Source organism: Paenibacillus vulneris, from assembly GCF_039543185.1.
GTDB classification, from domain to species: domain Bacteria; phylum Bacillota; class Bacilli; order Paenibacillales; family NBRC-103111; genus Paenibacillus_S; species Paenibacillus_S vulneris.
The window spans coordinates 186718-208831 of record NZ_BAABJG010000055.1; the positions used below are offsets into that span (position 1 = coordinate 186718).

Below are 22114 nucleotides of genomic sequence, written 5' to 3' on the forward strand. Positions count from 1 at the left end.
CCTCCTTTACTATGTATCGTACCTGTCTGAATGCAAATCTTAAGAAACAGTACTACTATAGCTCGTTTACTCCAAAAAGAAAACCCGGACACCGTACAAAATCGTACGTGAGTCCGGGTTATCGGGTCATTTTATTTCTTATCGGTTCCAGGTTCATCCGCCGAAGCGGCAGCCTTCTGTTCCAGCGTTGGGACGGACGGGGTGCCAGCACCTCGGTTCGTCAGGCCTTTGACCAGCTTCTCCAGGTCGATGCCGCTGACATTTTTCAACATCTCCGGCGCTGTTGCCATCAGCGAGGTCACATAGTTGCTGACTCTCGCTGCGCCTTCCCCATGCCCGGTATCTACAACCGTCAGCTTGTCGATGCCTTTAATAGGCTCCGCGACCTTGCCGGCAAGCTCCGGCAGCATCTTGACGATAATATCGAGCACCGCTGCTTCGCCGAACTTCTCGAACGCCTCAGCCAGCTTCTGCTTGGCTTCCGCTTCCGCAAGACCGCGCAGCCGGATAACCTCTGCTTCCGCCGTACCTTTGGCACGCTCCGCATCGGCAATAGCCAGACCTTCCAGCCGCTTCTGCTCGGCATTCGCCTTCGCTTCCGCTTCAATGCGATATTTCATCGCATCAGCTTCATGAATGCGTTTGGCTTTATCCGCTTCGGCCGCCTGCACGACGGCATACCGGTCAGCATCCGCCTTCTTCTTCACTTCCGCGTCATATTGCTTCTCGCGACGGAGAATTTCCTTTGCTTCGAGATCAATCTCCCGTTCCTTGCGGACGAGCTCGATCTTCATCTGCTCTTCGACCACGCTTTGCTTCGCGCGGGCTTCATGGATATGATAAGCCTGATCCGCTTCCGCACGGGCCGTATCCTGCTCCCGTTTGAACGAAGCGACCTTCAGCTCCTTATCCTTGGCCGCTTCCGCGATATTGGTATCTCGAAGAAGCTCGGCCTTCTGGCCTTCTTCCTCCGCTCTTGCCTTCTGAATACGCGCGTCGCGAAGCGCTTCGGCTTCAGCTATGTCCGCGTCCCTCTTGACCGCTGCAATCCGAGGTTTCCCCAAGGCATCCAGGTAGCCATGCTTATCGCGCAGATCCTTGATCGTGAACGAGACGATTTGCAAACCCATTTTTTTCAAATCCTTGGCCGCTACGCCTTGCACCTCTTGAGCGAATTTATCCCGGTTCCGGTATACCTCCTCCACCGTCATCGATCCGAGAATGGCACGCAGATGCCCTTCAAGCACCTCCTGCGCTTCGCCCTTCAACGCTTCCGTCGGTTTCCCCATAAACTGCTCGGCCGCTGTAGCGACGTCTTCTACAGAGCCTCCGATTTTAATAATAGCGACGCCGTCGGCCATAACAGGAACCCCCTGCTCCGTATATACCTCCGGCGTAGACACATCCAGCTTGTGTGACAGCAGCGACAAAAACTGCGATTGCTGGAATATCGGCAAAATAAATGCGCCGCCTCCCCGGACAATTTTAATTTTACGCCCGGAGTCATCCGTCATCACGTTCTTGCTTCCAAGGAACGAACCCGTGACAATCATAGCTTCGTCCGGGCTTACCGTCTTGTAGCGGGCCCAGAACGCAAGACCGAGGACAATAATGACACCCACTACAATGGCAGGTATAACTAAAGGTTCTGGCATACGACATTTCTCCTTTATTCCAATTTATCTAAACGGGCTACGAGCAGTGTACCGTCCTTGACTTCTACGGTAACTACTTTCGTGCCTGTCTGGATTTCTTCCCCCTCATAGCTGGCGGCAATCTGGTTCGTGTTGCCCGCTCCCATACGAAGCATCACTTCTCCATATCCGACAGAAGGAATGGTGACGGATACCTCCGCAATTTTGCCGACGGTATCCTGAATGGAAAAGGCGACGGAATTTTCGCTGTTTTTCATCGGCTTAACATACAGAAAGTAAATGAGCACAGACAGTAGGACTGCACATACGGCGGAGCCTGCCAGCACCGCAGCCGTGCCCCAAACCGTGTACTTGGTCAGCAATATGCCGGCTCCTCCCCATACGGTGAGCCCACTAAAAATAACCATCGGTTGAAATGCATGCATATGGTGTGCCGACATGAAATCAAAGATCCCATCCAAAGCGCTTCCAAGCAAATCGCCAAGTACGACAGTAATGAGCGCAAACAGCACTCCGGTGATGAGAAACCCCCAATATATGGAAAGCATGAGCATCCCCCTATTCGACATTTAGGTTAGCTTCATAAATTAATACGCTCTTAAGACAGGAAAAGTTTCAAATCATTTCCTTTTTTCTTTAAGCTCCTGCCACAGCTCGATAAAATGCTTTGCCCCCTGGGACAAATAATGATCCTTCAGCCATATAAAGCCCGATGAAGCGGTCCACGTCTCGTCCGCGATCCGGCAGATCCGGATGTCACTCCTTCTGTGCAGCCGCAGAACCGCTTCGGGTAGAAGCGCACTACCGAAGCCGGAAGCGACCAGCTCGAGCAGCATGGCAATATCCGAGCATTCACATAAGATATGGGGCTCCAGTCCGCGGCGGGAGAGCTGATCCACAATCTGCTGATATAGGCCTAGACCATCCGTGCTTGGCAGGATTAATGGAGAACCGCCTATGTACTCGTAGCTGACCTCCTCTGGAGACTGAGGTCCGCTTAGAGCCGTGACAAAATAAAACGGTTCCGATTGAAGATGAAGATAGCTGAAATCGCTCAAATCGACCGGAAAGCGGATAATGGCCAGCTCTATGGCCTTTTCCCTGACCAGCCTGCACAATTGCGCCGACTCATTTTGTTGTATTTTATAGGTCATTTCCGGATATCGCGCCTTGTATTCCACCAGAAGCCCGGGCAGCTCTTCCGAAGACAAGGTATTTACACCCAGCGCGAGCCTCCCTCTTAGACCTCTTCCGGTTTCCTTCACCTCCAGGCGGGTCTGGTCCATCATCTTCTCCATATTCAGCGCATGCTTGTACAGAACTCTCCCCGCTTCCGTTAGCTCCAATCCGCGTGCATGCCTGACAACCAGCGTTACCCCTAGCTCCTCCTCCAGGTGCTTGAGCTGCTGGCTTAGCGGTGGCTGGGCCATATGCAGCTTTTTGGCGGCTGCTGAAATCTGCTTGTGTTCTGCTATGGCGATAAAATATCGCAGCTGCTTCATATCCATACGCTCTCCCCCGATTTCCATATATAAAATGTTATCTTAATGAATTTTATAAATATTTTTCATATACCTTTCCCCATGCTACCATAATGCTAACCCGGTGCAAAGCGAGGTTAACCGCAATGAATCGATGTCTGCTCGTTATCTTGATCCTTATTTTATCAAGCTGCGAGAATTCTTCCTTACAGCAGCCTATACCGAGTCACGAGGAGAGTGTGGAATCTATGAAACCAACGGATCAGCAAACGGAGCAACTAACGTCTTATGCCGAGCAAGGGAACAAATCAGGGGTTGAATTGCTGCTTAAGCAAGGGATCGATATCAACGGACAGGATACCTTAGGAAGAACGGCGGTTCTTGCTTCGGCCCACGGAAGGCAAACGGATCTTGTGCAATATCTGATCGAGCAGGGAGCTGATGTGAATATCCGCGACAACCGCAGTGACAACGTGCTGCTGTATTCCGGAGCCGAAGGGCTTCTGGAGATCGTAAAGCTAGCTTTGGCCGCCCATGCCGATACAAGATTGACGAATCGCTACGGCGGTACCGCGCTGATTCCCGCCTCCGAGAGAGGCCATGTGGAAGTAGTCAGCGAGCTGCTCGAGCATTCGGACATTCAAGTCAATCACATCAATAATTTGGGGTGGACTGCGCTTCTGGAGGCGGTTATTTTAAGTGACGGCGGACCAAAGCATCAACAAATCGTCCGCAAGCTGCTGGAGCATGGCGCTGACCCTTCCATTCCCGACCGTGACGGTGTTACCGCATTACAGCATGCACAAGCGCGCGGGTACAAAGAAATCGAACGGATGCTGATCGAAGCCGCCGCTAAATAATGATCCTGCTTTTTAAATACCATAGGGGGTATTAACAATATGGAATCTTATATGAATAAAGCCATTGAGCTTGCCTACCGTAACACATTGCACCAAGGAGGAAAGCCCTTCGGGGCCGTTATCGTCAAGAACGGAGAAATCATAGCTACCGGCGTGAACGAGGTTCTCTCCACTAATGATCCAACCGCACATGCCGAGATGCAGGCTATCCGCCTAGCCAGCCGGGTATTGAACAGCCCGCAGCTTACGGATTGTGAAATCTATGCATCCGGACAGCCTTGTCCCATGTGTCTTGCGGCGATTTATTGGTCAGGTGCCAAAGCCGTATATTATGCCTACACCGAAGAGGATGCCGCAGCGATTGGATTCAGCACCAGAGATGTTTACCAGCAGCTGTCGCTCCCCCTGGAGCAGCAGACACTTCCCATTACAAGAATCGCACCTATGACAGAGCGTAACCCGATGCAGCTCTATAAGCAGAAAAACAATTTGTAACTATTACAGTCGGCGTGAGAGCATTAGAACGTCTCTACGTGAAGGTACTGTTCGAAAAATGTCCGTGTTGCCGCAGACAAACGCCGGTTTTTCAATAAGGCGATGCCGATTTTGCGCTCCGGTATTCGTTCCTTCAGCTTGATCTCCGCCAGCTTTCCCGCTTCAAGCTCTGCCTGAACGAACTGCTTTGTAACGAAGGAGATGCCTAGGCCGGCTTTGGCAAATTCAATGAGGAGGTCGACGCTGGCCAGCTCGATTTCCGGTTCTATCGCGACCCCGTGGGCTTGACCAAAGTCCTGAATGAACCGGCGCGAGCTGCTGTTCCTGGAGAATAAAATGAGCGGATACGCGGTTAACTCGGTTAAGGACAGCTCTTGCTGCGCCAGTGGAAAATATCGGGGTCCGGCAACGAAGCAATCCTGCACCGTGATCGTTTCAAATACTTTCAAGCTGCTGTCCTCCACCGGCATGCGGACAATGCCAAAATCAATTCTGCCCTCCTTTACGTGCTGAATAATTTCCGGCGTCGTTCCATGCACTAGGTCAAGCCGAATTTGCGGGAAATCGTTGCAGAAGCGGCCAAGGGACGGCAGCAAAAAATATTTGCACAGTGAATCGCTGCTTCCAAGCCGCAGCTCGCCCCTCGTTAAATTGTTGAACTCCGCAATCTGGCGTTCCCCGCTCTCAATGAATTGAAACGCCTGCTCCACCTGCGTGAATAACAGCTGTCCTTCCTCGGACAGACGCACTCCCTTCGCTCCCCTGTAAAACAAGGTGACGGCAAGCTCTGTCTCCAGCTGCTTGATGGCGTGACTTACGCTGGGCTGCGTAATGTACAGCCGCTCGGCGGCGCGCGATAAATTCTGCTCCTTGGCAGTCCAATAGAAGGCACGGTACAGCTCCAAATTCGCGATCATGCTATTACTCCCATCTATACTTGATATGTATAATATCGATTTCATATATACCTCTGCCCTCCATTATAATCATAGAAGAGCACGACTTCTACTTTAAAGGAGGATGTTACACGAATGACCTTAATCCAACAGAGCATTCAGCAGAAAGCGATTAACACCATCAGAACGCTTGCCATCGATGCCATCGACAAAGCCAATTCCGGCCATCCCGGCATGCCGATGGGGTCAGCCCCCATGGCATACGAGCTTTGGACAAATTTTATGAAGCATAACCCCGGCAATCCGCAATGGATCAACCGCGACCGCTTCGTGCTGTCGGCGGGACACGGCTCCATGCTGCTGTACAGCCTGCTTCATCTCTTCGGCTATGATCTCCCTCTTGAAGAATTAAAAAACTTCCGCCAATGGGGCAGCCTGACTCCAGGTCATCCGGAGTACGGGCATACCGCAGGCGTCGACGCGACAACCGGCCCACTGGGACAGGGGGTAGCTATGGCAGTAGGCATGGCTATGGCCGAGGCCCATTTGGCCGCAGCCTATAACTGCGAAGGCTTCGACATTATCAATCACTACACCTATGCGATTTGCGGCGACGGAGATATGATGGAAGGCATTTCCGAAGAAGCGGCTTCCCTTGCCGGTCACTTGCAGCTGGGCAAGCTAATCGTATTCTATGACTCCAACGATATTTCTCTGGACGGTGATCTTAGCCTCTCCTTCTCCGAGGACATCCAGCAGCGCTTTAGCAGCTATCGCTGGCATGTTCAGCGGGTTGAGGACGGTAACGACCTCGAGGCTATCCATAAAGCCATCGCCGCTGCGCAGGCTGACCCTCGTCCGTCCCTGATCGAGGTTAAAACCGTGATCGGCTACGGCAGCCCTAACAAGAGCGGCAAAGCGGGTGAGCATGGTTCACACGGCGCACCGCTGGGTAAGGACGAAACCGTGTTAACCAAACAATTCTACGGATGGCCAAGTGAGCCTGACTTCTACATTCCGGAGGAGGTCAAGGAGCATTTTGCCCGTTTCCAGCAGGAAGGCGCTGCGCATGAAGCAGCTTGGAAAGCCAAGTATGAAGAGTATCGTCAAGCGTTCCCTGAGCTGGCAGGACAGTTAGATACAGCCGTCAGCGGCCAGCTGCCTGAAGGCTGGGATGCGGCCTTGCCTTTCTATTCGACAAGTGATAAGGCTATTGCTACCCGCTCCGCCTCCGAGAATGCGTTGAACGGACTCGCCAAGAACGTTCCTTACCTTCTAGGCGGTTCAGCGGATCTCGAGACCTCGACCAAGACGAATATCAAATACTCGGGCCGAATGACCCGCGACGATTACAGCCAACGCAATATTTTCTTCGGCGTACGGGAATTCGCCATGGGGGCTGCATTGAACGGTATGCTTCTCCACCAAGGCGTTCGTGCCTTCGTGGCGACCTTCTTCGTATTCTCCGACTACCTGCGTCCAGCCATTCGCCTTGCTTCCATCATGAAGCTGCCAGCCATTTATGTATTTACGCATGACAGCATAGCTGTTGGAGAGGACGGCCCTACTCATGAGCCTATCGAGCAGCTGACCGCCCTGCGATGCATCCCGGGCATCACGGTTCTGCGTCCGGCAGATGCTAATGAAACGAGCCTGGCATGGAAATATGCGCTGCAAAATCAATCGGGACCGGTTGCGTTAATCCTGACTCGCCAAGCGCTGCCTATTCTTGCCAATACCTCAACCCTGGGTGCGGAAGGCTTAAAGCGGGGAGCCTACGTCATCTCCGATGCTGCGAACGGCAAGCCTCAGGCACAAATCATCGCAACAGGCTCCGAAGTGCAGCTGGCGATCGGAGCGCAAGAGAAGCTTGCAGAGCAAGGAATCCACGTCCGCGTCATCAGTATGCCTAGCTGGGAGCTGTTCAACAAGCAGCCTCAAGCCTATAAGGATTCGGTCATTTTGCCGGATGTCGAGGCCAGACTGTCGGTGGAAATGGCATCCCCTCAAGGCTGGCATCAATATGTCGGCATCAAAGGCGATATTATGGGCATAGACCGTTTCGGCGCATCCGCCCCTGCCTCTCTGGTTATGAAAGAATACGGGTTTACCGTGGACCACGTTGTCGCACGCGTTAAAGCGCTTCTGGGATAACTGTAAATGCATCATATTAAGCAAATAAGCCGAGGTTCCTCGTAAAGAGGAATCGTCGGCTTTTTTCTTATCTGACTTATTTTCTTTTGAGAGCAAGCATCTGGTACACTTCCCGCGAATCACCCTTCAGCACCTTCTGTGCGGTATTCATTTGGCTTGAACCGTCTCCGTCCAGGAATATGCCATCCACGAGGCGGTGCTTTCCGATTTTCTCCACGATTGCCGTACGGAACTGCTCGACCGTGCAGGGCTTGTCCGTAACGATAAGCCACAGGTTTTGCCTGTCATCATATACCGCGCCTGACCGGAGCCGCGGCTCGTCAAACGCGGGCATATCTTCCGCCAGCGCTTGGTGTACCCACTGGTCGTCATGGCCGAGAGACATGCTGACTCCTCCCTGCGCCCAGTAATGCTGCCTGTCCGTCACTTTAATCTGATGGGCGTCCTGTACCACTTGAACCGAGAATTGACGGGTAATCTCGTCCCATATTAAGGTCCCTTTAGGATAATCAATGTTATACCAGCCGGAGCCATAATCGTCCTGCTCGCCTTTTAGGGGCTGATCGTTGATGACCGCAATGCTGAGCAAATCCCCGTTCCAAAAAAATCCGCCGTTAATCCCGAAGTCCGGCGTCACAGATACATTCGATGTGATCGGCTTTAGCACGATGTTGTCCGGAACCGTTTGGATCGAATACAATTTCACTCCGTTGGATGCCACCGTTTCCTGGTAGGTATAGTGCTGTCGCAATGGAAAAGTAGAAGACGGCTGCATAACGGAATAGATGACCGCGATCAAATTGCCTAGCAAAAAAGCGGCGGCCAGCATGGGATAATGCGACCTGGCCGGCCAACCGGCGACCTTTCTCAGCATATGTGCTACCATACGATGGCTCCTCCGTCATTCCAGTTTCATAGAATCAACAAGCTATGCTCTATTCTATGAACCTTCCAACGCAATCATGCTAGGATTCGGCGACAACGCCTTTTTTCAAAATTAGGTTTGCGTACAATGCGCGCTCTCCCGTCGCAATCACTGCGTACGCCTGCTTGGCCCGCTCGTAAAAAGCAAAGCGCTCCACCTGCTTAAGCTCTCCTGCTTGAGGATCATGCTTAGCTATCAAGGCTCTGTATTCATCCCAAATGACGGGGACAACCGGATCACCGGGAACTACTTCCATCAACGCGACGGCATGGTCAGCATAAGTATCGAGCGGAAAAAATGTCAATATCGCGTCCAATAGCTCTGGAATAGCGTGTCCGTCGCAGCGGATTAAACGCTGAGCGTGGCTTGCCGCCGGAAAATTGCCGTCGGCCAATACAATCTCGTCGCCATGACCCATTTCCATGAGAACCTTTAACAAATCCGGGGACAAAATGGAAGGAATTCCTTTTAACATCGTAAACTTCCTCTCTATTCGGACTGATTCTTATCTATCCTAAACGGACGCAGAAGAAATTGTCAATACGTACCAAAAATCGTTACCTATAGTTGGATAGTCGGAAATATGAGTTGAATAATAACAAAAAGCGGTGAAACCATATTAGAATCAACAGATGGAAAAGGAGCCCTTTATATGGATTTATTCACCGGGAAGCTGCTATGGCCGGATACGCTGCCCCAACCTCCTCAATATCCCTCTCTAGAAGAGGATATTACCTGTGATGTGCTGATCATTGGAGGCGGTGTGGCCGGCGCACTCTGCGGCTACTATTTAATGAAGCAAGGAGTGAACGCAGTCCTTGTGGACAAGCGATCCATCGGGGCAGGCACGACGGCGGCCAATTCCGGCATTCTTCAATGCAGCAACGACAAATCGTTGACATCCTGCATCCATTCCTTTGGCGAACAGAATGGCGTCAGATTCTATCAATTATGCAGAGATGCCGTGAACGAGCTTGGTAGAATCTGTGCAGAGCTGGATCTCGATGCGGAATACCTTAAAAGAAGCTGTCTCTATGTCGCATCCCAAGAGAATGATCTGGCGTCCTTGCGTAAAGAATATGAACTGTTGCAACGGTACGGATTTTCCGTAAGCTATTGGGAGGCGGAGCAAATCTCCCGCTCCTTCTCTTTCCATAAGCCCGGGGCTATCTATAGTGAAGGCGATGCCGTCTTCAACCCTTACAAATTGGCTAATGGATTGATTGAGATCTTATCCAAAAAATTCGGGCTGCGAGTGTATACGGATACGGAAATTAGAAGCCATGTCGCCTATGAGAACCATCTCGTCTTTCATACCAGAATGCGCAGGACCATTACGGCAGCCAAAGCGGTGATTGCAACCGGTTATGAAGCACAGATGATGAAACGGAATCCGAATGCCATGTTGGAAAGCACGTTTGCTGTCGCTACACAGAGACTAGGTGCTTTCCCGGGATGGTACGAGCAATGTCTCATCTGGGAAACCGCCCGGCCTTATCTATACATAAGAACAACTGCCGATAACCGGATCATTATTGGAGGAATGGACGAAGCCACTGCCAACGCGCAAGAAAGAGATGCCATGCTCCTGCGCAAAAAAGAACTGCTGCTGGCCGAAACGACAAAGCTTTTTCCTGAATTGGGCCGTCTCCAAGCGGAGTATTCTTGGTCCGCCACCTTCGGGTCCACACATGACGGGCTCCCCTTAATAGGGACCCAGGAGGAGTTCCCGCATTGTTACTTTGCTCTGGGATACGGCGGCAACGGAACGGTCTACTGCACGATCGCCGGACAAATCATCAGCTCCTTGATAGCCTCAGGCAGCCATCCGGATGCTCATTTGTTCCGTTTTGACCGGCCCTCCAGGCAGTTATCGTATTCTTAAGAAACTTTTCAGGTAAGTTTCATGTTCGGCCTCCCAGTTTAAGATATAATGGATTTATCTGAAAAAGGAGGACAAGGGAATGAATGCCAATCTGCCGTCTGCGGCTATAGAAAAAGTAAAATTCTTTTATCAATTTATTCGTACCCCCAGAACTATCGGCAGTGTAACTCCAAGCTCACGATTTTTGACTAACAAAATGATTGATAACGTGCCTTGGAGTGAAGTAGGCAGCGTAGCCGAGCTTGGCTGCGGAACCGGAGTCATTACACGCGCAATTCATGAAGCTATGAAACCGGGGACGAAGGCAATACTTTTCGAAAAAGATCCTTATTTGCACAAGCAGCTCGCGTTTCAATATCCTGTTTCGAGCACGTATTTCGATGCCCTGAGCTTGTCCGAATCCATTCGTCAAGAAGGGCTGGAACAAGTCGATTGCATCATTAGCGGCCTGCCCTTCGCCAATTTTCAGCCTGCTTTCCGCGAAGCATTAATGGAGCAGATTTATCAATCGTTACAACCAAACGGCTATTTCATCGCTTTTCAATATTCACTGCAAATGAAAAAGCAGCTGCAAGCGTATTTTGATATTTTGTCGATCCAGTTCGTGTTGTTGAATGTTCCTCCCGCTTTCGTCTATGTGTGCCAAAAAAGAAGCTACTGACTTGGCAGACTTACTCTTGATCGGTTACTATAAAAGTGTAATCTACATACGTCTGATCGTAATCGACAAGCGAGGTGTTTCCCTAAATGGAGGAAGTTATTATCGTCGGGGCCGGCCCTTGCGGTTTATCAGCGGCTATTGAGCTGCAGAAAATCGGCATCAACCCGCTCATCATTGAGAAAAATTGCATCGCCCATTCCATAAGCTTATATCCAACTTATATGCATTTTTTCAGCACGCCGGAGCTTCTGGAGATCGGCGGCATTCCATTTACAACGCCCCATGAGAAGCCTTCCCGTCTGGAGGCGTTGAACTATTACCGCAATGCGGCTTTGCGCAGCCAGGTCAGGGTCCAGTCTTATCATTCGGTTGACGCCGTTCGCAAACAGGATGACGGAACCTTCCAGCTATCGGTAAGCGACCGTTTCGGCAACGTCTCCACGGCTCTGGCGCGTTATGTGATCGTCGCTACAGGATACTTCGATCACCCGAACCTGCTGGGCATTCCGGGAGAAGAGAAGGAGAAGGTCACTCACTACTATCGCGAAGCCCACCCGTACAGCTGTACGAAGGTTGCTATTATCGGCGGCAATAATTCCGCCATCGATGCGGCTATGGATCTTCTGCGGGTAGGAGCCGAGGTGACGGTGGTTTATAGGGGCGAAGAATACTCTCCCAATATTAAGCCATGGGTGCGCCCGATATTTGAGAGCATGGTGAACAAAGGTAAAATCCGCATGATGTTCCGTTCCCAGATCGTTCGGATCGAAGACCGGCATATTACCATTAACGAGAATGGTACTGAGAGGCAGCTTGACAATGATTTTGTCCTTGCGCTGACCGGATTCCGTCCCGATCGGTCCATGCTGACCGAAGCGGGTGTCGAACTCAACGACGAACGAACGGCGCCTCGCTATAATTCGGATACCATGGAAACCACCGTCAAGGGCTTATACATAGCAGGCGTTGCCGCTTCCGGCAATGACGCTAACGAGGTGTTCATTGAGAGCGGCCGTCTTCATGGCGGCATGATCGCCCGACATATCGCTTCACAAGCTTTACCGGAGACTTAAACTGTACGACAGATAACATTGAGAAAACGGTCCTATCAGCCTAGCTGTCCAGGGCCGTTTCTTTTTTTAGAAAAGAGTCCAAGCGGGCTTTGATCACAAAAAAACTGCCCCTTCATCCTAGCGATGTTTTGGGACAGTTCTATTCTTGATATTTCGGTTAATGACAGTCACTTCTGCACGGTTAAAAAATAAGCTCTTTTTCCCTTTGAGTTAACCTTCTCCCTGCAATGTCCACCACGAGCTTGCCGCCGGATAATCCCCAAATGCGGGATCCGAACTTCTCGGCCAGCTCCAATTGATGAAGACTGCAGAAAACCAGGACCTTATCCTTCCGGCATATATCCTGAAGGTCCTCCAGCACCTTGATGGCGGCTTCCGGGTCCAGACCGGAGACCGGCTCATCGGCATAAATGACCTTGGCCCCGCGAATCAATGCTTTGGCAATGGCAACCCGCTGCTTCTCGCCACCGCTAAGCTTTTCTACAGGCTCATGAGCCTTATCCAGCAAACCGACCTTGTCCAAATAATCCATCGCCGTCATATGATCGTCATTGGATGTCGTTCCGGTCAGAATGCGCCACCAGGCCTTGTGTAAAAACAAACCGCTCAGCACATTTTTCAGTGCGGACTTCCGCGGGTTGAGGTTAGGCTTCTCTTCCAAATAGGCCCAATCCTTGCGAAGCTTCAGCTGCTCCAAACCGCGCACACCGGATATATCTTTGCCTTGGTAAATGTATTGGCCTTCGTCCCATTTCATCTTCAGGGACAGGCAGCGAAACAGTGTCGATTTGCCGCTGCCGCTGGCACCGACCAAGGCAATAAGCTCACCTTCGTCCGCTTGGAAGCTGATCTTTGATAATATTTGATGATCCGGCGGAAATGATTTCGATAAATTGCGTACAATAATCATCCGATCGCTTCTCCTTCTCCCACCTTAATCCAATCGCTGCCTCTAGTATAACCTATATTGATCCTTCAACACACCGCTTATTTATCATCTAAAGGATAGAAGATGACATCCACAGGGAAAGCCGAGCCTGCTGCAGGCGTAAATTCAATATCCAAAGACGGCTCTGTTCCGTCCGTACGCGCCAATATGGTATATCCTTGATAATCCATCATGACGCCTGATGGCGGCGTTTGGATAATTTTACCATTCACCTCGAACGGACCTTTGAACACGCCGCCGCGCGGCAGCAGCAGAACAGACATTTTGCGCGGATTATCGATATGAATTTTATATACAACACCGTAGTTGCCGAGATTCAAGGAATCATGCTTTCTGAAAAAATCATCGCCTGTTACGAATGGATCCGATGTGCCGTCTCCGATAGTCAAGCTCGACGGCTTGCTGAATGATTTGGCATCTACGTTCCACGTAACGTCGGAGCCGTTGAAGGTCCCGCGGACATTGCCTGTGTAGTCCAGACGGTCGAACATGCCGATAGAGCTCAAGTCCGCTCCTGCATCCATCGCTACAAAAGAGAAATATACTTCCCCGTCGGTTTCTACATCATAAATGACGTTCATCCCTTGACCCGGGAAGAACTCCGGCATTTTTTTATAATATACGGTTTGATAAGGCCCTACAGTCAGCGTTTCCGGTTTGTCACCGTTATCCTGCAAAAATTCGATGGACGCTTCATTACCGATCAAGTTGGCGTAAATGGATGGATACACTTCGCCTGAGCGTGTCGTCGTGATCTTAACCGTTTTATCCGGATTCGGATTGCGGACAACAATGGCGAATTGTACCTTCTCGTTCATTCCGTTAACATGGTCGGCATATAATCTCGCCTTGCCGTTCACCTTTTCCTGATATAAAAATCCTTTCTCGGTAAAGGTCTCCGGGCTGTCGCTTACGATTAGCGGACGGTCCTTGGATAAGGCAGCCACGTTAGGCAAAGTCGGAATGTCACGCAAATATTTGCGCAGCGTCGCTTCTTCATCTTTGACGAAGGTTCCTACAGGCTCATGGTACACTTTAAATTCGAACGGATCGAGATACGGCTCATTAATGATCTCTACATTGCGGCTAAACACTTCGCTCTCCGTTCCTTTACTATCTGTGACTTGAAGCGACACCTTGAATAAGCCGGGTTCAAAAATCGCCTCGGCATTCCCGGTCCAATTCACACTTGTAATCGCATCGCCGTCGGGATCATAGCTTGTATTGGAATAAATAATCGGCTCTCCCAGACGGTACTTGTCCTTATTGACGGAAAACTGGGCGATAGGCTTGGTATTCGGCATCGTATCATTATGAAAGGACCCGTTACCCGGCATTTGAATGTACAACAGATCGATTCGTTTCAGATCCTCGTTCACCGAAGCCTTAAAACCGATATGCTTTTCCAGCCAGGACATGGAAATATATAAGCGGTCATTGATCAGGGAAGCCGACTTCTCAAAGCTTTCCGTGATGCCATTGACTTTCAATTGTTTGGCGGGAAGCTGAAACTCCGCAAAAGCGGAAGGCGTTGTCAGCTGCACACTTTGGCTTGCTTCCTGCCATTGTACGTTAACTCCAAACAACGAAGGAAGGCTGACTGCCGGAAGATAGGCTTGTCCTCTCACTTCCAATACCGGTGCCTCCAGCTTCAAGGGAGTGCCGTTCCGGTAGGCTTCATCCTTTCCTATATACAACAAGGACGATACGCTTCCGGGCACTGCTTTTGCTTCAGCCGTATCCGGCGCTGCCCAAGCAGCCGGCGCAGCCGCTAGCAAGGATGCGGCCGTTAAAGTGAAAGCGGTCCATACTACACACCATTTTTTTGCAAACCACATGCTGATTTAGAACTCCTTTGATATAAAATTGATAAGAACGGAAATTATTTGGCATTTACCGGATACAGCACGAGATCCACAGGAAGCTGCGAATTACCGGCAGACATCCATTCGATATCCAGCTGCTTCTCCGAACCAGCGGTACGATACAGCAATAAGCCTTCATTAGAGGTCAATCCTCCTGCCGGAAACGGTACAACCTTGCCATTCACGCGTACTGCCCCTTGAACGAAGCCGTTTCTCGGATGAAGGGCTACGGCCATATGAGCCGCCTGATCCAAATGTATGCGATAGCGAACGCCGGTGTTGCCGTTATTCAGAATCACATCTTTAGACATTGCGTTCGTTCCCTTCAGTGCCGGTTCCAAAGCCGCATCTCCTATGCCAAAGGTTGTGATATCCTTTACAGCACCGGCGTCGATCTGCCAGGTAACCTCCGATACCGGGAAGGTTCCGCTTTCCTTCTCTGCCGCTACCTGATAGCTTCCGAGAACATAGGCCGTGTCGCCAGGCTTCATCATCACGTACGAAACGCTTATTTCGCCGTCCGTCGTAATATCATACATACCCTGGAATACTTGACCCGGATCGAGGTCCTTGCTCATCGTGTAATATGCGGTCGCTCCCGCCTCTATAACAAGCTCCTCATTCAGCTCCTTTGAGCTTAAGAAGTCTTCGGCGGTTTTGTTGGATCTGACCTCGCCATAGACAGTAGGGTTCGGCTCCGATTTCCGCGTCGTTGTCATATGTACGGCTTTCTCTCCGTTGTTCCGCAGCACGATGGCAAAGCGGGCCGTACGGTCCATTCCGTTCGTGAACTGCGGATATAATCTAGCCGCGCCATTCACCTTATCCTGGTATAAAAATCCGTATTGGGTAACCGGCTTGTCGCTTCTCCCCTTGATCAGCACGCGGTCCTCAGGCTGGCGCACCAATACCGGCACCTTACGTTCGGTTGGCAACTCGCCGCTTAACAATCTTTTACCTGCCTGGAATACGGTTCCGCTATCCTTGTAATAATAAGGAAACGCCTCGCGGTCCAGATAAGGGACATCCTCTACGGTTACCGAACGTGTGAAGGGCTCGCTGACATTCCCCTTGCCGTCCTTGACCCTTAGCGTAACGGGATAAGTACCGGGTTTGTAAAAGGCTTCCTTGTTCCCTTCCCATTCATATACCGGCAGCCCTTCTGCATCCGGATCATAGCTCAAGTCAACATAGTCGATTTTCTCACCCAACCGGTAAGACGACTTGCCGAGGGCGAACAGAGCAATCGGCTTTGAGTTAGGCTGCGCGTCATCCTTCCTCAATTCGGATTCTTTATAGGCGGTTGGCGGTGTTCCTATGAAGCTGATGTCGGCGCTCTGCATATCCGATGCCAATTCGTAGCTGATATTGGTATATGGTGCGATCCATGACAGCTGAACGAGCAGCCTATCGTTGCGGATTTCAGCCGCTGAAGCAAATTCCTCCGGTTTCCCGTTCACCTGAATGATGCCATTGTTAGAATCAAACTCAATAAACGCCTTTGGTGTAACCAATCCGACTTTATTCGTGTCGGCATCCCAATGGAGCTTCAGTTGAAGCTTCTCGGCAAGCCACCTCACAGGAACGTAAAAACGATCCTGAATAACCGTCGCCGGTTCTTCGAGTACTTCCTTTTGTCCATTGACAACGATCTCGGTTTTCTCCGGAACAAGCTGAATGTGCTGCTGATAAACCGAGACGGCTCCTGCCGATGTGGGCAGCATAAATCCTACGGCAGCAACCGTACTTAGCAATGCTCCTGCTTTGAACGATGAAGTAAGATGACGAAGCATGAATCAATAACTCCTTTTTATGTACCGTAATAATGATTAATGCTGTGAATAATTAATATAACTTATTTTCTTCCTCCGATAAACAGCCGGACTACTCTTTCGGCTGCATCCGCGACCAATCGAGACGCTTCTTCCATTGCCTGCTCCAGCGCCATCGGTTTATCTACCATGGAAAATACGCTAGTAACGCCGCTATGGTACAAAACCTCAATTCCTTCGCCGATAGCTCCTGCTATCAACACACAAGGCACTCCTTGACGTTGGGCCGTTTTGGCCACTCCATAAGGAGTTTTTCCACGTTCGGTTTGAAAGTCGCACTGGCCTTCACCGGAAATCACCAGGCCGGCGCCTTTCAAGTGCTTCTCCAGTTGAGCCGCCTCAATGACAATTTCCACTCCCGGCTTCAGCTCTGCATTCAGGAATGCGACGGCTCCGCCTCCCATCCCTCCTGCTGCTCCTGCTCCGGGAAGCTGTTTGATATCGGCTCCTATATCCCGGCGAACCATATCGGCATACTGGTTCAAGCAGCTATCTAACTGCTGCACCATCTCCGGTGTAGCTCCCTTTTGCGGGCCGAACACCGCGCTAGCTCCCTGAGGGCCGCATAACGGATTATCCACATCGCATGCCACGATAAATCGACTTTCCCCGATGCGCGAATCCATCGAAGAAGCATCTATCGAATCCAAATCCGCCAATGCAGCTCCGCCCAAGCCTATCGGCTCCCCGGCTTTGTTCAGCAGCCTGGCTCCCAAGGCTTGTGCCATGCCGGCTCCGCCGTCATTGGTTGCGCTCCCGCCAAGGCCAATAATGAAGGATCTGCAGCCCTGATCAAGCGCATGGCGAATCAGCCCACCCATACCATACGTAGAAGCGAGCAGCGGGTTTCTTTTTTCCTTATCAATCAAATAGAGACCGGAAGCCTCCGCAACTTCAATCACGGCAGTTACTCCGTCCCCCAAAATGCCGTACATCGCGTTAACGTCATCCCCTAAAGGACCTTGCACGCGTACGGTATGCAGAGTTCCTCCAGTAGCATCCACCAGGCTGCGCACCGTTCCTTCGCCGCCGTCGGCCATCGGCACCTTAATGATTTCAGCGTCCTTAAGAACGCGGCGTATGCCTTGCTCCATAGCATCACAGGCTTCCTTCGCTGACAAGCTTCCTTTATATGAATCCGGAGCCAGAACAATTTTCATTGCTGCGCCCCCTTTCCTTCGGCTTAATTGGCATATCCTTATTATGCCATGCGGCAAAACGGTGCGTCCATACCAAGCGCCAAATCTCTCCGGCGGAAATAGGAGCGCTGATTTGAGACGAAGCCGGCATAGCCTGCCGTCTGAAGCGATCGGAATGGTTGATATCAGCTACTAAATGGCATGATCCTCCCATAGATTGCCGTACGATGCTTCATTATGATGGGGATAGACTCATTATCAGGATATAAAGGTAAGGTGATATCATGAACTTGTCTCAATTGCGACAGAAGTTCGCTCAAGCCGATCCCCGCTATGGACCGGTTCCCTTCTGGTGGTGGAGCGCCGAGGAAGTGACCGAGGAGAGGGTGCGCTGGCAAATGCGCAAGTTCCGCGAAGGAGGGCTGCGGAACATCGGCATCATCAATCTGGCTCCTACCGGCCCGCAATATGGATCGGTCAGCGATCGCCCCGCGTTTGCAAGCGAGGATTGGTGGCGTATGTTCGAGGTCGCGCTGCGCGAAGCGGAGCGGCTCGGCATGTACCTGTGGTTTTATGACCAAATCGGCTTCTCCGGTTCGAATATGCCCGCTCGAATTGTTACAGAGCGTCCGGAGACAGCCGGGTACCAGCTAAGAAGATTTGCGCCTGGCGAAGAAATCCCTCCATTCTCGGACATTTTGCATGAAAATAAGGATTATGTGTACGCGGCGGTTCGGCAAGGCTTTAATTGGCTCGACCCAACGGCTGCATCGGAGCTTATCGACCGGGTCCACGGGGAGATGGAAAGGCGGTTTCCTCACGATCTCGGAAGGACCATCGCGGGAAGCTTCCAGGATGAGCTGCCCCCGCTGCCGTTATGGACACCTGAGCTTGCCGTTCTGTACAGGGAACAGTTTGGCGAGGAGCTTGAGCCGCTTCTCCCTGCTTTATTCGACACTATCCCCGGGTGCGCTCAGGTGCGCCGTCGTGTCTACCGACTTGCTGCGGAGCTTGCGGAGCAATCGTTCTTTATTCCATTAGGTGAATGGCACCGCGAGCGTGGAATGCTGCTATGCTGCGACCAGGCAGGCCCGGCAAGAAGAGCCGATCCCCATGGGGCTCAACGGCTTTATTTGGATTATTTTCGGACACATCGCTGGTATAACGCCCCGGGAAGCGATATGGACGGCGAGATCAAGCCGCATTCGTCAATGGTTCATTTGCATGGCGGCTCCAGAGTCTTTTTGGAAGCGTTCCATTCGAGCGGCTGGGGCGGGACGCTGGAGGAAACGATGCATTGGCTGATTCCGTGGCTTCAGGCCGGTGCGACCGTCTACAGCCCTCATTCGATCTACTACAGCACAAGAGGCGGCTGGTGGGAATGGGCCCCCCCCGATACAGGATGGCGGCAGCCGTATTTCGAGCACTATCCTGTCTTCGCTGATACGATTAGCCGCTTATGCTTTATGTTGAGCGAAGGCACGCATGTTTGCGACATTGCAGTCCATTATCCGTCTTATGCGGTTTGCGGACATTTATCCTTGGCCGACGGGAAGAAGCATAATGAACACCCAATGGGAATAGCCAGCCGGGACCCGAATGAAGAGGTAACCCGGATTCAAACGATATACAAACAAATTGCCGGCGGATGGAGCCGTCGGGATTACCGTCAACCGGGTGCGCTGCGCAAAGCAAAGCTCGATTTCGATATTGCCGACGACAGCGCGCTGCAAAAGGCCGTTCCGAAGGGAGCTAAGCTGCACATAGCCGATGAGCAATTTGCCGCTCTGCTGTTATGCGGAACGACATTAATGGACGAAGAGGCACGCTCCCGCGTTCAAGCCTGGCTGCAGCAAGGCGGGCTTGTTATCGGCGTCGGAGTGCCGGAAGCGGAACGGGATTTGGCCGGAGCCGTCTATGTTGACACAGCGGAGCAAGCAGCCGGGCTGATCGAGACGCATATCCCAAGCCGGGTGAAAGGACCCGGGGAATCACTGTACCGCCGAACGGATGATGCGGAGCTGTTCCTCCTTCTGCCGGAGCATGGTTCCCTTCTGGCGATGCACCAGCCGGCCAGTCCGGATACCCAAGGTCCGGAATCGGCCATATACCGGCTTCGAACGAACAGAGTGCCTCAGCTGTGGGACCCTGTCACAGGTACTGTGACGCCCCTCGAATATCAAAGAGAAGGCGAATGGATCGAGTTGACGGTGCCTTTCTGCTCATGGCCCGCAGCGCTTATCGTTTGTGTGGAGCCGATTGCCGGAGATCGGCTATTAGACGAAGCTCCTCCTATGCGGCCTTCTTCTTCCGTCCCCTATCCTGCCGCTGTCATCAACAAAAGAGGGCAGACCGACTACAGGGTGCTTCCCGATAACAGCTGGCTGATCCGCGTGGAACCAACGTTGGATAACCGGTACGGAGATTTCGATTTGCATGGCAGCGGCAGCGGGCTTATACCGGTCGAGCGACGCAGTATGCGCATGAGCCTGGAAAAGGAAGCAGCCGATGGAATCAGCTCCGGTTGGCAATTGCCCGGCTTGGATGATGACAGTTGGACGACCAGGCTGTGGAGCGAGGCCGCATATTGGCAGATATGCCGAGGGGAAGAGTTTCGGGAGGAAGCGTCAATTCATAAAGTCTACAGCACCGTCTTTGGCGATCTGTCCATGCGCTCCTGGGCCGGACGGATGGGCCGTGTTCCGCGCCGTTTTCTGAATTTGGGTGAGCTTGCCAAGGGGGAATTCGTTTGCGCCAGAACCTACGTTATGGCTCCTGCGGCTGGCCGATACTGGATCCGCACGGAAAGCAATTCGAATATTTCCGGCACTGTCAACGGTAAGACGATTGACTGGAGCGGCGGCCCGGAGGAGCAAACCGCGTGGATCGAGCTGCGTGAAGGCCCCAATGAGCTGCTGCTCAAGGCACAAGCTATCGGTAAAGGCCTATTGAGAGCGGCGGTTGAAGTGAACGAATCCGCCCGCGCTCCTCTACCTAAATGGGTGTTCACACGGAATCCGAATCTGGAGTCCAGCCTATCGAAACAGATCTATTGCAGTGATGACAATCCCGTACAGCGTGTCCGGCTTGTGTTTGCCGCGCGCGGTCGTGCGTCCTTGCTCGTAAATGGTGTTAGAGTGACCGAGCACGGCGATTTTAATCCGTATATTCGGCAAGGCCAGGAAGAAGTCGATATTACCGGATGGTGGCGTAACGGGATCAATGAAGTTCGCTTTGAATTGCCTGAAGGCAAAGGAGAGGTTTTTGCTGACGGTGTGATTGAACTTCTCAACGGAGAGACGATGAGCTTCTTCACTGGCGAGGATTGGACGGATGAGCAAGGCAATGCGCCAGGCATACATCATTTCTCTGTCCTTCAGTTCGCGGAGACGGAGTCACTGTGGATCACCCCAAGACCGCATCCGCTTCCAGGGGTGGGATGGCTGATGCCTGAATCCGTACCAGATAATCCCCCTCTCCCGTTTATCGCGGATCCGGATTATATTGGCCGTACGGTGTGGCTGCGTTTCCCTCTTCCCGTCGGTGCAAGAAGAATGCAGCTCGAATGTACGGGAGAGCCGCAAGTCTGGATTTATGGGACAGAGTATCACGTTCGTGATGGGTACGTGGAGTTCCCTCCTCAACCGGCCGGAGCCGTGGCCGCTATCCGAATCACGCCGATGGGCCCCGCTGCAGAAGCGGCTGTTCTGCTGGCTCCGATAAGGTTTGAAACGGTTCCTGCACAAGGAAGGCTGGGCGATTGGCGGACCGCTCTTTGTCTGCCTCATCACAGCGGAGCGGTTGAATATGAGACTATCGTTGATACGGAAGCGCTCCAAGGCGCTGAGCTGGACTTGGGACACGTACGGGGCACGGCGGAAGCCTGGATAGACGGGCAGTCCTTAGGAGTCCGCCTCTGGAGACCTTACCTTTTCAAGCTGCCTTCATTGCCTAAGGGACAGCATCGGCTTCGTCTGCGTGTTACTAACACGCTCGGCACCCACTACGAAATCGGCAGACCCACCAGCTTGGTCGGCGGCAACCCCGATGTGATGTACTGGAACCGGGACCGCACGGAGGAAGAGCTTGGCTGGCAGGAATGGTTCCCGAGCGGAGGTCTGTACGGCCCTGTTCGTATCGTGAAGCATCGGTAGGATATGATATAGGACGAACCGAAAGACGACCGTTCCGAGAATGGAATGGTCGTCTTTGGGATTCGTTCAAGTGTGCTGAACCGTTTCATT

General features: G+C 51.9%; 17 protein-coding genes. 7 read left to right on the forward strand and 10 right to left on the reverse strand.

The features are described from left to right. Positions 1–131: 131 nt before the first annotated feature. The 3 genes from floT to ABEA66_RS33635 form a co-directional block, all read right to left on the reverse strand. Positions 132–1655: a flotillin lipid rafts scaffold protein FloT gene (floT, locus tag ABEA66_RS33625; protein WP_345594515.1), complete on the reverse strand. Its 1524-nt coding sequence runs from the start codon at positions 1653–1655 to the stop codon at positions 132–134. A 14-nt stretch (positions 1656–1669) separates the two neighbouring features. Further along, positions 1670–2203, reverse strand: a complete 534-nt coding sequence (locus ABEA66_RS33630; protein ID WP_079909268.1) for an NfeD family membrane protein — start codon at positions 2201–2203, stop codon at positions 1670–1672. A gap of 72 nt (positions 2204–2275) precedes the next feature. Beyond that, positions 2276–3163, reverse strand: coding sequence for a LysR family transcriptional regulator (locus ABEA66_RS33635; RefSeq protein ID WP_345594518.1), 888 nt, complete (start codon positions 3161–3163; stop codon positions 2276–2278). A gap of 221 nt (positions 3164–3384) precedes the next feature. Between ABEA66_RS33635 and ABEA66_RS33640 the strand changes: the two genes are divergently transcribed. Together ABEA66_RS33640 and ABEA66_RS33645 are read left to right on the forward strand one after the other, a co-directional pair. Next, positions 3385–3996 (forward strand): ankyrin repeat domain-containing protein, encoded by a 612-nt coding sequence (locus ABEA66_RS33640; RefSeq protein ID WP_345594520.1) that lies wholly within the window; start codon positions 3385–3387, stop codon positions 3994–3996. A 39-nt stretch (positions 3997–4035) separates the two neighbouring features. Then, positions 4036–4491 (forward strand): nucleoside deaminase, encoded by a 456-nt coding sequence (locus ABEA66_RS33645; protein WP_345594522.1) that lies wholly within the window; start codon positions 4036–4038, stop codon positions 4489–4491. Between the two features lie 23 nt (positions 4492–4514). Here ABEA66_RS33645 and ABEA66_RS33650 read toward each other — a convergent pair whose 3' ends face one another. After that, complete coding sequence (locus ABEA66_RS33650; RefSeq protein WP_345594524.1) at positions 4515–5408, reverse strand: LysR family transcriptional regulator; 894 nt, start codon at positions 5406–5408, stop codon at positions 4515–4517. A 114-nt stretch (positions 5409–5522) separates the two neighbouring features. On the opposite strand from ABEA66_RS33650, the gene tkt reads away from it, so the two are divergent. Further along, positions 5523–7541, forward strand: coding sequence for a transketolase (tkt, locus tag ABEA66_RS33655; protein WP_345594527.1), 2019 nt, complete (start codon positions 5523–5525; stop codon positions 7539–7541). Between the two features lie 76 nt (positions 7542–7617). On the opposite strand, the gene ABEA66_RS33660 is transcribed toward tkt, so the two are convergent. Continuing rightward, positions 7618–8427, reverse strand: a complete 810-nt coding sequence (locus ABEA66_RS33660) for a hypothetical protein (RefSeq protein ID WP_144027772.1) — start codon at positions 8425–8427, stop codon at positions 7618–7620. Between the two features lie 79 nt (positions 8428–8506). After that, positions 8507–8941, reverse strand: coding sequence for an L-fucose mutarotase (gene fucU / locus ABEA66_RS33665; protein WP_079909263.1), 435 nt, complete (start codon positions 8939–8941; stop codon positions 8507–8509). Positions 8942–9118: 177 nt separating this feature from the next. Here fucU and ABEA66_RS33670 point away from each other — a divergent pair, with 177 nt between their 5' ends. The 3 genes from ABEA66_RS33670 (at position 9119) to ABEA66_RS33680 (ending at position 12085) form a co-directional block, all read left to right on the forward strand. Then, the gene (locus ABEA66_RS33670) at positions 9119–10351 is read left to right on the forward strand and encodes an NAD(P)/FAD-dependent oxidoreductase (RefSeq protein WP_345594531.1); all 1233 of its coding nucleotides are present in this window, start codon (positions 9119–9121) and stop codon (positions 10349–10351) included. Positions 10352–10430: 79 nt separating this feature from the next. Then, complete coding sequence (locus ABEA66_RS33675; protein ID WP_345594533.1) at positions 10431–11012, forward strand: class I SAM-dependent methyltransferase; 582 nt, start codon at positions 10431–10433, stop codon at positions 11010–11012. An 86-nt stretch (positions 11013–11098) separates the two neighbouring features. Further along, the gene (locus tag ABEA66_RS33680) at positions 11099–12085 is read left to right on the forward strand and encodes a YpdA family putative bacillithiol disulfide reductase (RefSeq protein ID WP_345594536.1); all 987 of its coding nucleotides are present in this window, start codon (positions 11099–11101) and stop codon (positions 12083–12085) included. Positions 12086–12266: 181 nt separating this feature from the next. Here the strand turns inward: ABEA66_RS33680 and ABEA66_RS33685 are convergent, their stop codons facing one another. The 4 genes from ABEA66_RS33685 to ABEA66_RS33700 form a co-directional block, all read right to left on the reverse strand. Beyond that, entirely contained in the window at positions 12267–12995 is a 729-nt protein-coding gene (locus ABEA66_RS33685; protein WP_192701657.1) for a phosphonate ABC transporter ATP-binding protein, read from the reverse strand. Between the two features lie 77 nt (positions 12996–13072). Next, positions 13073–14872 (reverse strand): stalk domain-containing protein, encoded by a 1800-nt coding sequence (locus ABEA66_RS33690; protein WP_345594540.1) that lies wholly within the window; start codon positions 14870–14872, stop codon positions 13073–13075. A gap of 44 nt (positions 14873–14916) precedes the next feature. After that, on the reverse strand, positions 14917–16692 hold the full coding sequence (locus ABEA66_RS33695) for a stalk domain-containing protein (protein ID WP_345594542.1): 1776 nt from the start codon (positions 16690–16692) through the stop codon (positions 14917–14919). Positions 16693–16754: 62 nt separating this feature from the next. Next, the gene (locus ABEA66_RS33700) at positions 16755–17891 is read right to left on the reverse strand and encodes a glycerate kinase (protein ID WP_345594544.1); all 1137 of its coding nucleotides are present in this window, start codon (positions 17889–17891) and stop codon (positions 16755–16757) included. A gap of 263 nt (positions 17892–18154) precedes the next feature. On the opposite strand from ABEA66_RS33700, the gene ABEA66_RS33705 reads away from it, so the two are divergent. Continuing rightward, positions 18155–22024 carry a glycosyl hydrolase family 2 protein gene (locus tag ABEA66_RS33705; protein ID WP_345594546.1) on the forward strand — a complete coding sequence of 1290 codons (3870 nt, stop codon included), beginning with the start codon at positions 18155–18157 and terminating at the stop codon, positions 22022–22024. Positions 22025–22114: the final 90 nt, after the last annotated feature.